The sequence below is a fragment of the Streptomyces sp. NPDC000983 genome (assembly GCF_040299205.1).
GTDB lineage: Bacteria > Actinomycetota > Actinomycetes > Streptomycetales > Streptomycetaceae > Streptomyces.
Window position 1 is genome coordinate 132,408 of sequence record NZ_JBEPBM010000008.1, and the last position, 13,136, is coordinate 145,543.

Annotated in this window: 9 protein-coding genes; 2 read left to right on the top strand and 7 right to left on the bottom strand. The window is 70.7% G+C overall.

Annotated features, from left to right (window positions below):
• Window positions 1-109: 109 nt before the first annotated feature.
• The 5 genes from ABT296_RS11820 to ABT296_RS11840 all read right to left on the bottom strand — a co-directional run bounded on the left by ABT296_RS11820 (window position 110) and on the right by ABT296_RS11840 (window position 7,863).
• Window positions 110-1,051 (bottom strand): alpha/beta fold hydrolase, encoded by a 942-nt coding sequence (locus ABT296_RS11820; RefSeq protein WP_351925900.1) that lies wholly within the window; start codon window positions 1,049-1,051, stop codon window positions 110-112.
• A complete protein-coding gene (locus ABT296_RS11825; protein ID WP_351925902.1) occupies window positions 1,048-1,539 on the bottom strand; it encodes a phage holin family protein in 492 nt (163 codons plus the stop codon). The genes ABT296_RS11820 and ABT296_RS11825 overlap by 4 nt, the downstream gene beginning before the upstream one ends.
• A gap of 60 nt (window positions 1,540-1,599) precedes the next feature.
• Window positions 1,600-3,030 carry a Na+/H+ antiporter NhaA gene (gene nhaA, locus ABT296_RS11830; protein ID WP_351925904.1) on the bottom strand — a complete coding sequence of 477 codons (1,431 nt, stop codon included), beginning with the start codon at window positions 3,028-3,030 and terminating at the stop codon, window positions 1,600-1,602.
• A 203-nt stretch (window positions 3,031-3,233) separates the two neighbouring features.
• The gene (acs, locus tag ABT296_RS11835; protein ID WP_351925906.1) at window positions 3,234-5,189 is read right to left on the bottom strand and encodes an acetate--CoA ligase; all 1,956 of its coding nucleotides are present in this window, start codon (window positions 5,187-5,189) and stop codon (window positions 3,234-3,236) included.
• 274 nt (window positions 5,190-5,463) lie between these two features.
• Window positions 5,464-7,863 carry a bifunctional SulP family inorganic anion transporter/carbonic anhydrase gene (locus ABT296_RS11840; RefSeq protein ID WP_351925908.1) on the bottom strand — a complete coding sequence of 800 codons (2,400 nt, stop codon included), beginning with the start codon at window positions 7,861-7,863 and terminating at the stop codon, window positions 5,464-5,466.
• 339 nt (window positions 7,864-8,202) lie between these two features.
• Here ABT296_RS11840 and ABT296_RS11845 point away from each other — a divergent pair, with 339 nt between their 5' ends.
• Window positions 8,203-9,474, top strand: a complete 1,272-nt coding sequence (locus ABT296_RS11845) for a polysaccharide deacetylase family protein (RefSeq protein WP_351925910.1) — start codon at window positions 8,203-8,205, stop codon at window positions 9,472-9,474.
• Between the two features lie 7 nt (window positions 9,475-9,481).
• On the opposite strand, the gene ABT296_RS11850 is transcribed toward ABT296_RS11845, so the two are convergent.
• Complete coding sequence (locus ABT296_RS11850) at window positions 9,482-10,462, bottom strand: ATP-binding protein (protein WP_351925912.1); 981 nt, start codon at window positions 10,460-10,462, stop codon at window positions 9,482-9,484.
• A gap of 101 nt (window positions 10,463-10,563) precedes the next feature.
• Here ABT296_RS11850 and ABT296_RS11855 point away from each other — a divergent pair, with 101 nt between their 5' ends.
• On the top strand, window positions 10,564-11,388 hold the full coding sequence (locus ABT296_RS11855; RefSeq protein WP_351925914.1) for a Fic family protein: 825 nt from the start codon (window positions 10,564-10,566) through the stop codon (window positions 11,386-11,388).
• 420 nt (window positions 11,389-11,808) lie between these two features.
• Here the strand turns inward: ABT296_RS11855 and ABT296_RS11860 are convergent, their stop codons facing one another.
• Window positions 11,809-12,639, bottom strand: a complete 831-nt coding sequence (locus ABT296_RS11860; RefSeq protein WP_351925917.1) for an HAD family hydrolase — start codon at window positions 12,637-12,639, stop codon at window positions 11,809-11,811.
• Window positions 12,640-13,136: the final 497 nt, after the last annotated feature.

Genomic DNA, 13,136 nt, shown 5'->3' on the forward strand with positions numbered 1-13,136 from the left:
GCCCCAAGGTCGATAACCGCCCCCAGGGCCCCCAATTGGCCTATGCGCCGGGCAATTGGCCGTTCGTAGTACAGGCGTTCAGTGCCGGGTACCGGGAGCGTCGGAACCGTCACCGATCGGGTTCGGGATCCTTCAGCCAATTGACCAGTTCTGTGGAGAAAGCGACCGGATCCTCTTCGTGCGGGAAGTGTCCGAGTCCGTCGAACAGGCGCCAGCGGTACGGGGCTTCGACGTACTCGCCCGAGCCGGCCGCGCTGCGGGTGCGCATCACCGGGTCGAGCGAGCCGTGCAGATGCAGCGTCGGCACCCGGACCGGGCGCTTCATCCGGCGGTTGAACTGGATGCCGTCGGGGCGGGCCAGCGAGCGGACCATCCAGCGGTACGGCTCGATCGCGCAGTGCGCCGTGGAGGGGATGCACATCGCCCGGCGGTAGGTGTCCACCACGTCGTCCTCGGGCAGCCGGGGCCCGGACCAGTCGCGTACCAGCCGGCCCACCAGCGCCCCGTCGTCTGCGGTCAGCTGCCGCTCCGGGACCCAGGGCCGCTGGAAGCCCCAGACGTAGGACCCGGCGGAGGTCTGCCGGACGTCGTAGAGCATCGCCGAGCGCCAGCGCCGCGGATGCGGCATCGACGCCACCGCGAGCCGCCGCACCAGCTTCGGGCGCATCACGGCGGCCGTCCACGCCAGGTAGCCGCCGAGGTCGTGGCCGACCAGGGCGGCGTCCGGCTCGCCGAGGGAGCGGATCACGCCGGTGATGTCGAGGGCCAGGTTGGCGGGGTCGTAGCCGCGCGGGGTGCGGTCGCTGCCGCCGACGCCGCGCAGGTCCATGGCGACCGCCCGGAACCCGGCGTCGGCGAGCGCGGGCAGCTGGTGCCGCCAGGTCCACCAGAACTGCGGGAAGCCGTGCAGAAGCAGGACCAGTGGCCCGTCGCCCATCTCGGCGATGTGGAAGCGCGCACCATTGGCAGCGACGTCCCTGTGGGTCCAGGGACCATCGATGCGCACGACCGAGGCGGGTTGCGCCGAAGGAGTGGGGGCCGGGTCCGTCATGACGTCGAGCGTGCCACAGCTTCGAGGGCCGCGGGCGACCGGTCCTCCAGGGCGGGCACCGGGCGGGGGTGCGGTTTGGCGTTCTGCAGGACGCCGGCCGTCTCCTTCACCGAGGCGGCGACCTTCTGCGGGCCCTTGCCCTTCTTGGCCTTCTTCGCGAAGACGACGCCGACGAGGGCGAGGACGACGGCGATGAGCACGTTGGCCGCGAAGGAGAGCAGGAAGCACAGGGCGAGGTTCCAGTCGCTCCAGGTGTGGATGCCGTACGCCAGGGCGAAGTTCAGCATCGGCAGCGAGAACACCAGCACCGCGCCGGCCACCATGAACGCGCCGCCGCTGGTCGCGCCGCGCTTCACGTCCTGCTTCAGCTGCGCCTTGGCGAGGGCGATCTCGTCGTGCACCAGTGCGGACATCTCGGTCGTCGCCGAGGCGAACAGCTGGCCGATGCTGCGTTCGGCGCCGACCGGGCTGCCGTCGGGTGCGCTCATCGCGTTCTCCCTCTTCTGACCATGTGGGTGAGGTCTCGTCTTTTGTACCGTCCCGTCAGATCATGCCCGACGGCGGTTCTCCTCGCCTGCCCCGCCCGTCACTTCGGCAAGCCGTGCGCGTTCCGCGGCCCGCACTTCGGCGATCCGCCGGTGCTCGGCGGCCTTGGCGTCGTGGATGGCCGCCATCCTCAGGTGGTACTCCGGGTCGTCCTCCTCGTAGATGTCCGGGATGCCGTCCTGGTCGTCGTCGCGCTCCTCGGCCTCCGTCATCCGGCGGTACCGGCTGTTGCGCAGCTTCAGCAGGACCGTCGCCAGGACCGCCGCGATCAGGGAGCCCATCAGCACGGCGGCCTTGATCTCGTCCGTCATGGCCGCGTCGCCCTCGAAGGCGAGTTCGCCGATGAGCAGCGACACGGTGAAGCCGATACCGGCCAGGGTGGCCACCGCGAACACGTCCGGCCAGGCGAGGTCGTCGCTGAGCGAGGCCCGGGTGAAGCGGGCGGTCAGCCAGGTGCCGCCGAAGATGCCGACCGTCTTGCCGACGACCAGTCCGAGGACGACGCCCAGCGTCTCCGGCTGCGTGAACACCTCGCCGAGCGCGCCGCCGCCGACGGTGACGCCCGCGCTGAACAGCGCGAACAGCGGTACGGCCAGACCCGCCGAGAGAGGCCGGACCAGGTGCTCGACGCGCTCGCCCGGGGAGTGCTCCTCGCCCTCGCGGCGCGTGCAGCGCAGCATCAGGCCCATGGCGACACCGGCGATGGTGGCGTGGACGCCGCTGTTGTACATCAGCGCCCAGATCACCAGGGCGAGCGGCACGTAGACGTACCAGCCGCGTACGCCCGTGCGCAGCAGCAGCCAGAAGACGGCGAGGCCGAGGAAGGCGCCGCCGAGCGCGGCGAGGTCGATGGTGTCGGTGAAGAAGACCGCGATGATCAGGATCGCGAAGAGGTCGTCCACGACGGCGAGGGTGAGCAGGAAGGCCCGCAGCGCGCTCGGCAGGGAGGTGCCGATGACGGCGAGCACGGCGAGCGCGAAGGCGATGTCCGTGGCGGTGGGCACCGCCCAGCCGTCCAGGGAACCCCCTCCGAGGGCGTTGGTGAGGGCGTAGACGAGCGCCGGTACGGCCATTCCGCACAGGGCGGCCACCACCGGCAGGGCGGCGGCCTTCGGGTCGCGCAGGTCACCGGCGACGAGTTCGCGCTTGAGCTCGATCCCGGCGACGAAGAAGAAGATCGCGAGGAGGCCGTCGGCCGCCCAGTGCTCCACGGACAGGTCCAGGCCCAGGGCCTCGGGTCCGATGTGGAAGTGCCCGACGGTCTCGTAGCTGTCGCTCAGCGCGGGGATGTTCGCCCAGATCAGGGCGGCCACGGCGGCGACGAGCAGCAGGACCCCGCCGACGGTCTCGGTGCGCAGCGCGTCCGCGACGAAGGTGCGCTCCGGCAGGGAGAGCCGGCCGAGGACCTTGCGGGGGGTGCGGGGCGCGGACACGGGAACCTCCGAGAAGTGGGCAGCACAAACTCTTGCCGACCAGACTTCCCGGCGCACCTTCAGTACCTGTTGCGGTGTTCACCCTATCCAAGGGCGCCGGGTGAGGACACCGGGCCCCGGGCGCGGGCGCGGGCCCGGACGTGGGTGACGCCCGGCGCGGGGTGCGCCGGGCGTCGGTGGTGCGGGTGCTGTTTCGGTGTGGGTCAGTCCTCGCTGGACGAGGCCGGGAGCTTGGCCTGGATGAAGTCCATGACGGTGGAGTCGGTCAGCGTGGTCACGTCGCCGAGCTGCCGGTTCTCCGCCACGTCGCGCAGCAGGCGGCGCATGATCTTCCCGGAGCGGGTCTTGGGCAGTTCCGCCACCGGCAGGATCCGCTTGGGCTTGGCGATCGGTCCCAGTGTCGCGCCGACGTGGTTGCGCAGGTCGCCCACCAGGTTGTCGGTCTCCGCCGCCGAGCCGCGCAGGATCACGAAGGCGACGATCGCCTGTCCGGTCGTCTCGTCGGCCGCGCCGACCACGGCCGCCTCCGCCACCGACGGGTGCGACACGAGGGCCGATTCGACCTCGGTGGTGGAGATGTTGTGCCCGGACACCAGCATCACGTCGTCCACCCGGCCCAGCAGCCAGATGTCGCCGTCGTCGTCCTTCTTCGCGCCGTCGCCGGCGAAGTACCTGCCCTCGAAGCGTGACCAGTAGGTGTCGATGAACCGCTGGTCGTCGCCCCAGATGGTGCGCAGCATCGACGGCCACGGCTCGGTCAGCACCAGGTAACCGCCGCCGCCGTTCGGAACCTCGTTGGCCTCGTCGTCGACGACGGTCGCCGAAATGCCGGGCAGCGGGGTCTGCGCCGAGCCGGGCTTGGTCTCGGTGACGCCGGGCAGCGGCGAGATCATCATCGCGCCGGTCTCGGTCTGCCACCAGGTGTCCACGACCGGGGTGCGGTCGCCGCCGATGTGCTTGCGGTACCAGACCCACGCCTCGGGGTTGATCGGCTCACCGACCGAGCCGAGCACCCGCAGGCTGGAGAGGTCGAACTTCGCGGGGATGTCGTCGCCCCACTTCATGAACGTACGGATCGCCGTCGGCGCCGTGTACAGGATCGTCACCCCGTACTTCTGCACGACCTCCCAGAAGCGGCCCTGGTGCGGGGTGTCCGGCGTGCCCTCGTACATCACCTGGGTGGCGCCGTTGGCGAGCGGGCCGTAGACGATGTAGGAGTGCCCGGTGACCCAGCCGACGTCGGCGGTGCACCAGTAGACGTCGGTCTCGGGCTTGAGGTCGAAGACCGCGTGGTGGGTGTACGCCGCCTGGGTGAGGTAGCCGCCGGAGGTGTGCAGGATGCCCTTGGGCTTCCCCGTGGTGCCCGAGGTGTAGAGGATGAACAGCGGGTGCTCGGCCCCGAACGCCTCCGGGGTGTGCTCGGCGCTCTGCCGCTCGGTGATCTCGTGCCACCACACGTCGCGGTCGGTGTCCCAGGCGACCTCCTGGCCGGTGCGCCGGACCACGAGTACGTGGTCGACGGTGCCGGCCTTGGCGACCGCCTCGTCGACGGCCGGCTTCAGCGCGGAGGGCTTGCCGCGCCGGTAGCCGCCGTCGGAGGTGATCACGACCTTGGCGTCGGCGTCCTGGATGCGGGTGGCGAGGGCGTCGGCGGAGAAGCCGCCGAAAACCACCGAGTGGGCGGCGCCGATCCGGGCGCAGGCCAGCATCGCCACGGCCGTCTCGGGGATCATCGGCATGTAGACGGCGACCCGGTCGCCCTTCTGCACACCCAGCTCCAGCAGCGCGTTGGCGGCCCTGGAGACCTCGTCCTTGAGCTCGGCGTAGGTGATCGCGCGGCTGTCGCCGGGCTCGCCCTCGAAGTGGATGGCGACGCGGTCCCCGTGCCCGGCCTCCACGTGCCGGTCCACGCAGTTGTACGCGACGTTGAGCTCGCCGTCCTCGAACCACTTCGCGAACGGCGGGTTCGACCAGTCCAGCGTCTGTGTCGGCTCCTTGGCCCAGCTCAGCCGGCGGGCCTGCTCGGCCCAGAAGCCGAGCCGGTCAGCCTTGGCCTGTTCGTACGCCTCCGCCGTGACGTTGGCGTTCGCGGCCAGGTCAGCGGGCGGCGCGAAGCGTCGCTCCTCCTTCAAGAGGTTGGCCAGGCTTTCGTTGCTCACGACATCTCCCTTTCCCAGGGTGTCCGTTGTGTCCCAGGCCACAGCTCATCAGACCCGGGGGCCCGATGACAAGGGCCGACGGGAAATTGGTTTAGACCTGTGGGCGCCCTGTTGGCGGCCGTTCTCCGGCAGTCGGCTCATCCGTACCCACGGACGCTGACCAGGCGGAGTTCATGGTCTGTAACGCCTTTCACACCCCGAGTGGCGGCGGGCCCGCGACGCGCCGGAGGCGGCCCCGCCGTCCCGGGGCCGCCCACCGCCGTCTCCGCCGGCCTCAGACCACCAGGTCCGCCGCCCGTACGTGATCGAACACCTGGCCCTGATCGGCGCCGGTGAGCAGATACGCCTGCGCCTCACCGACATGGAAGTACATCCCGTGCAGCTCCAGCTCGCCCGCACCGAGCGCGCGGACTACCGAGTCGTGGGCCCGCAGGTGCTCCAGCTGCTGGACCACGTTGGTCAGGCAGAGCTGCTCGACCGCGTCGGCCGGTGCGCGCCCGGTGAGGCTCGGCCGGGCCCGGCCGTCTTCGGCCATCCGCTCCAGGCTGGGCAGCCCGTGCCGCAGCCACCGCTTGAGCGGGGTCGGCGCACCGCTCGGGTCGGAGGTGAGCAGGGCCTGCATGGCCCCGCACCCCGAGTGCCCGCACACGGTGATGGACCGCACCTTCAGCACGTCCACCGCGTACTCGATCGCGGCCGCCACCGAGTCGTCCCCGCTCTCCGCGCCGGGCAGGGGCACGAGGTTGCCCACATTGCGCACCACGAACAGGTCGCCGGGACCGCTGGAGGTGATCATCGAGGTGACCAGCCGGGAGTCGGCGCAGGTGAGGAAGAGCTGGGAGGGCTGCTGCCCCTCCCGCGCCAGCCGGGCCAGCTCACCGCGGACCAGGGGCGCGGTGTGTCGCTGGAACGCGCTGATGCCACGGGCCAGTTCATGTCTTCTCGGGCCGTGGGCGGATCCGGCCGGGTCCGCCTCGTCGCCGTCGGTCCGTGCCTCGGACTCGGGTGCGAAGAGGGGGCCCTCGCACTGGTGGTTGCGCCAGGGCGTCCAGGGGCGGCAGCGGCAGCCGGTCGTGGCCGACTCCCCGGGCTCGGCGTGCCCGGTGGCGAGGGCCTCCGGTCCGGCGATCCGCACACCTGCCCGCCGGCCGGTCAGCTCGACCGAACCACCGTGCGCGGTATGGGAGTTCTGCCAGTCCTGGAGCGACTCGTAGGCCGCGTGGTCCATGAACGAGCCGTCCAACTCGACCACGACGGGCGCGCCTTGGGGGACGAGGTGCAGGGCGCGGCTGAGCCGTGGCACGGCGAGGAACGTCAACTGGCCGCGGACGTGTACGTGATGGACTCCTTCCTGCTCGTCGTGGGTGATACGGGTGCGGGCGAGGCGGTGCAGGGAGACGCCGACCGCCACGGCGATCCCGAGGAGCACGCCCTCCAGGACGCCGAGGAAGACGACGCCCGTGGTGGTGACGGCGTAGACCGCGACCTCCCGGTGGCGGGTGACCGTGCGGATGTGGTGCAGGGACACCATCTGGATGCCGACGGCCATCACCAGGGCGGCGAGGGAGGCGAGCGGGATCAGCTCCAGCAGCGGTACCAGCAACAGCGCGGCGATCACTACGAGAACGCCGTGCAGCATCGTGGAGTTCCGGCTCACGGCACCCGCGTGCACATTCGCCGAGGTCCGTACCGCGACCCCGGCCACGGGCAGCCCGCCGAGGCCGCCGGAGACGATGTTGGCGGCGCCCTGGCCCAGCAGTTCGCGGTCCAGGCCGGAGCGGCTGACGCGGACGGGCAGCCCGGGCCGGCCGGCGACGAGCTTGTCGGCCGCGACCGCGCCGAGCAGTGACTGCACACTGCACACCAGCGTGGTGGTCAGTACGGCGGCCAGGATGCCGAGCACCGGCCCCTCGGGCAGGCCGGCCAGGGCGTGGCTGGACCAGGACGGCAGGTCGACCTTGGGCAGCCGGAGCCCGGCGAGCGAGGCGGCCAGGGTCGCGCCGGTGACGGCGACCAGGGCGGCCGGGATTCTGCGCAGCAGGCGGCCGGGGCGGCCGGGGATGCGCGGCCAGAGCAGCAGCAGGGCGAGGGTGAGGGCGCTCACCGTGAGCGAGGCGGGCCGCACCTCGGCCAACTGGGCGGGCAGGGCGCGCAGGTTGTCGGGGACGGAGCTCTGCGGGGTGCCGCCGAGGACGATGTGCAGCTGGGCCACGGCGATGGTGACGCCGATGCCGGCGAGCATGCCGTGCACGATGGCGGGGCTGACGGCGAGCGCGGTGCGGGCCACCCGCAGACAGCCCAGGGCGATCTGGGTGACCCCGGCGAGCACGGTGATGGCGCAGGTCGTCCGCCATCCGTAGCGCTGGATCAGTTCGGCGGTGACGACGGTGAGGCCGGCGGCGGGACCGCTCACCTGGAGCGGGGAGCCGCCGAGCCGGCCGACGACGAGTCCGCCGACGGCGGCGGCGACCAGTCCGGCCTGGAGGGGCGCGCCGGTGGCGAGCGCGATGCCCAGGGACAGGGGCAGGGCGATCAGGAAGACCGCGATCGACGCCGAGACGTCGGCGCCCGCGATGCGGAAGCGGCGGGGGCGTGGGGGTGGCGGGCTGTGGGACTGGTGGCCCGGATCGGTGTGGGTGGGGTCGGTGGTGCGGGTGGGGACGCAGGCTGACATGGTTCCCGTCTCCTCCGGGGCGGCGCGGTCGCGGATCTGGTGTCCCTCGTCGGGATGGCGGGGGTCGGGTCGGCGGCCGTGGGTCACGGCGTGCAGCGGCGGGATAATTCAACGCTCAGTAAACGGATCGTAATTCAGAGTAAAGGTCGAGCATAGACATTACGGGCAAATGGGCTTATAGCTCACCCAGAAGAGTGAAGCGGCCTTTTCTTCGGCTTGTCGTACTAATTCCTTCTCGGTCCCGTGCGACCTTGGCGGCGCTGTCGGCGCTTTCCCGACAGATCACCTCAAAACGCCCCAGCCAGCGTGGCCTGAGAGAAGGAAGTAGGTGGGCGGAATATGACCGCCAGCCAGAGGATCGCCGCGGGCGCCGTGGTAGCCGCGGTCTGTGCCGCGTCACTCGCCGGTTGCGGAATCGGCGGCGACGCCGAGAAGGGGACCGCCGGCCCCGAGAAGGCGAAGCCTGTGCAGGCGCCGCCCAAGAGCGCGGTCCGGCTGATCGGCGACGGCTCGACCGCGTACACCGGCGCCCAGCCGCACCTGCCCAAGCCCGAGCGGCTGAAGCCCGGTCAGAAGCCGCCGCAGTTCGTGGTGTTCTCCTGGGACGGCGCCGGCGAGGACGGGCAGAAGCTGTTCTCCCACTTCCGCAAGGTCGCCAAGGCGAACAACGCGACGATGACGTACTTCCTGAGCGGCGTGTACATGCTTCCCGAGCACAAGCGGGACCTGTACCGGCCGCCGCAGCACTCGCCGGGCCGCTCCGACATCGGCTTCAACGACGACCAGGGCATCGCCGACACCGTGGAACAGCTGCGCGGCGCCTGGCTGGAGGGCAACGAGGTCGGCACCCACTTCAACGGCCACTTCTGCGGAAAGGGCGGCGGGGTCGGCGAGTGGTCGGTCGAGGAGTGGAAGGACGAGATCGCCCAGGCGAAGCAGTTCGTGAAGTCCTGGAAGACCAACACCGGCCTGAAGGACGCCTCCCCGCTGCCCTTCGACTACGAGAAGGAACTCATCGGCGCCCGCACGCCGTGCCTGGAGGGCCGCGACAACTTCATGGCGGCCGCCCGCGAGCTGGGCTTCCGCTACGACACCAGTGGGGTCAACAACCAGGTCTGGCCGAAGAAGAAGGCCGGCCTGTGGGACCTGTCGATGCAGCTCGTGCCGTTCCCCGGCCGAACCTTCGAACAGCTGACCATGGACTACAACTTCATGGTCAACCAGTCCGGCACCACCAGCCAGGGTGACCCGGACAAGTTCAGGTTCTGGGGCGACCAGATGCGCGACGGCCTGCTCGCGGGCTTCCAGCGCGCCTACGACGGCAACCGCGCGCCCCTGATCATCGGCAACCACTTCGAGTCCTGGAACGGCGGCACCTACATGAGGGCCATCGAGGAGGTCATCGAGGGCGTGTGCACCAAGCCCGAGGTGCGGTGCGTCTCCTTCCGCCAACTGGCCGACTGGCTGGACGCCCAGGACCCCAAGGCGCTGGACCGGCTCACCACGCTGACCGTGGGCCAGGCCCCCAAGCAGGGCTGGGCGTCCTTCCTGGCGGACCGTCCCGCCCCGGCGCCCAAGGGTGTCCCCGGGGCGCCGGCGGCCGGGCGCTAGCACCCGCTCACACGGGGGCTGCGACGCTCTCACCGAGCACGAAGGCGGGGTCGACCTGCGCGGCCAGGTCGGCCCCCGTCCGCTCGTTCCCCCACGACTGCGCGTTCTTCAGATGGAAGTGCACCATCTGCTGGGTGTAACGCGCCCAGTCACGGCCCCCGTACGCCGCGTCGGCGGCCTCCCGCAGCCGGCGCAGGGCACGGTGGTTGGCCTCCTCCAGGAGTTCGAACCGGGGCGGGCGGCCCTTCTCCATGGAGCGCACCCAGTCCGAGTGCCCGACCGTGACGAGCAGGTCGTCCCCGGTCTCCGCGCGCAGGAAGTCCAGGTCCTCCGGGCCGTGCACCTTGTTGCCGACGACCTTCAGCGCGACGCCGAAGTCCCGGGCGTACTCCTTGTACTGGCGGTAGACCGAGACGCCCTTGCGGGTCGGCTCGGCGACGAGGAACGTGAGGTCGAAGCGGGTGAACATGCCGGAGGCGAAGGAGTCCGAGCCCGCGGTCATGTCCACCACGACGTACTCGTCGCGCCCGTCCACCAGGTGGTTCAGGCACAGCTCCACCGCTCCCGTCTTGGAGTGGTAGCAGGCGACCCCCAGGTCGGCGTCGGTGAAGGGGCCGGTGACCATCAAACGGACGGTGCCGCCGTCGAGTTCCACCGGCCGGGCGCAGGCTTCGAAGACCGGGTTGTCCTCGCGCACCCGCAGCAGCCGGGAGCCCTCACCGGGCGGGGTCGTCTTGATCATCGTCTCGGCGGAGGAGATCCGCGGGTTCGCGCCGCGCAGGTAGTCCTTGATCAGCGGCAGCCGGTCGCCCATCGCGGGCAGTGCGGCCGCGGCCGACTCGTCCAGTCCGAGCGCGGCACCCAGGTGCTGGTTGATGTCGGCGTCGATCGCCACCACCGGCGCCCCGGAGGCCGCGAGATGCCGGACGAACAGGGAGGACAGGGTCGTCTTGCCGCTGCCGCCCTTCCCAACGAAAGCAATTTTCATGTTCACCAAGCGTAGTCAGCCGACTGCGCGCTGTCCTGGTCCGGCGTGAAGAACGCCACTCGATCGTGGGGTGCGGCCCCGAGGTGCGTAGTGTCGTACTCATGAGTACGACAGGCGCGACCGCCGATCCGCTCGCGGCCCTGGGCGCGCTGCCCGGAGTGGCCGATTCCGTGGAGTCCGTGCGCAAGGCCGTGGACCGGGTCTACGGACACCGGATCATGCGCCGCCGCAGCAACGCGATCACCTCCGAGGCGGCGCTGCGCGGCGCCCGCGGCTCGGCGGCGCTGTCCGGCGCCGACTGGGCGCTGGAAGAGGTGCGCCGCCGCACCGACTTCAGCGGCGACGACGAGGCGCGGACCGTGGGCGCCGCGCTGCGGCTGACCGCCGAGGCGGGGCAGCTGCTCTCCATCTGGCGCCAGTCCCCGCTGCGGGTGCTGGCCCGGCTGCACCTGGTGGCGGCGGCGACCCACGGCCCGGAGGTCGGGCGTCCGCGCCAGGCGGGCGAGCCGGTCGACGAACCGCTCGTCGAGCTGCCCCTGCCCGGCGCCGCCGAGGTCAACGGCCGGCTGGAGGGACTGTCGGAGCTGATCATCACGGGCGGCTCGGCCCCGGCGCTGGTGACCGCGGCCGTGGTCCACGGCGAACTGCTGGCACTGCGCCCCTTCACCTCCCGCAACGGCCTGGTCGCGCGCGCGGCCGAGCGGATCGTGCTGATTGGCAGCGGCCTCGACCCGAAGTCGGTGTGCCCCTCCGAGGTCGGCTACGCCGAACTGGGCCGCGCGGCCTACCTGGCGGCGCTCGACGGATACGTCTCCGGCACCCCCGAGGGCATGGCGGCCTGGATCGCCCACTGCGGCAGGGCGGTCGAGATGGGCGCGCGCGAGTCGACGGCGGTCTGCGAGGCGCTCCAGCGCGGGGCGGCGTAGCCGGCGACGGGCCTGCGGCCTGCGGAGGCGATGGGCCTGCGGCCTGCGGAAAGGTCCCGGACAAAGGGTTGCGGCGGTACGGAGATCCGTACCGCCGCTGGCATGTTCACCCGGTTACCAAGCGTCCTCGAAGTGTTGCCCATCAGGTCGGGGACTTTGCCCGTCACCTGGTGCGGCTGGCCCGTAATCGACGGGTCGACGTCGCGTGGGTGCCCGGTGTTCATGCTCGGTCCGTGGGGCCAGTTGCGTTTTGAAGGTGATCCTCTCGGATGTCCTTGGTCTCGCGGGCCGTTGACTCCTTTCTACTCCAGCTCCGGAGCAAGCGGAAGCCCTGGCCGCGGTTCTTTACTTTTGCTGCCAAAGAGGAGTCAATCGGTCACTGATCTGCCGAACCACCCCAAAGGTCAGTATCGGCGCAGGTCAGACGGTCGCGGTGCGACGCCGGCTGGCGTACCAGACCAGCCCCGCGGTGGCCGCCGCCCCTATGGCCGCCGCCGCGACGAGCGCCGGACGGGTGGGGACGGAGAGCGCGGGCAGTCGCTGCTTGAGCCGCACCGGACGGTGGAAGTCGAGAATCGGCCACCCGCGCGCGAGTGCCTCGCGGCGCAGCGCGCGGTCCGGGTTCACGGCGTGCGGATGGCCCACGGACTCGAGCATCGGCACGTCGGTCGCCGAGTCGCTGTAGGCGTAGCAGCGGGCGAGGTCGTACCCCTCGGACTCGGCGAGTTCCCTGATGGCCTCGGCCTTGGTCGGGCCGTAGGCGTAGTACTCCACCTCGCCGGTGAAGCAGCCGTCGTCGCCCACGACCATGCGGGTGGCCACCACGCGGTCGGCGCCGAGCATCTCGCCGATCGGCTCGACCACCTCGGCGCCCGACGTGGACACGATCACCACATCGCGGCCGGCGACGTGGTGGTCCTCGATGAGGGAGGCGGCCTCGTCGTAGATGATCGGGTCGATCAGGTCGTGCAGGGTCTCGGCGACGATCTCCTTGACCTGCTGGACGTTCCAGCCGCGGACGAGCGCGGAGAGGTACTCGCGCGTGCGCTCCATCTGGTCATGGTCCATACCGCCCACACGGAAGACGAACTGGGCGTACGCGGTCCGCAAGGCGGCCCTGCGGTTGATCAGGCCGCCTTGGTAGAAGGACTTGCTGAACGTGAGCGTGCTCGACTTCGCAATGACCGTCTTGTCCAGGTCAAAGAAGGCCGCTGTGCGGGGCAAGGAGTGGTTTTCCACGACCCAGAGCATAGGCGCAGCCCATTCGGCGTAAGGTGGGGCGTGTGGGTTTGCCTGAGAAGGCTCTCGGGTACACCATGGAAGTCACGGATCGTTCGCGACCGTGCTAACCCGGTCCGGCTCCTCCCCCCCCGAGTCGGCCGTGGGGACGACCCCCGCTCTCCCCCCCGGCGGGGGTCGTCGCATGTCCGGATGCATTTTCTCCCTTATTCAACGGCTTTGACGCCGTTCCGAGGCGGCTTCGGCCGCCTCTTCGTCATGCCCCCGAATCCTCACTGTACGTAGTCGTCGCGCTGCTCTGCGGAAGTCGTACGGGGTTGGTACAACGCTCACCGGTATGGGTGACGGCGATATTCACAGGCACTGCGTTGTCCACAGTTATCGACCAAGATCCACACGTTTTCCGACATCGCTGCACCGTGATTCCTACGCGTCCCGCCGGTGCCGGCTTCATGGCCGGCTCCGGTTAGTCGGGCGTCTTCGGCCGGTTCGTATCGGCCGCTCATATG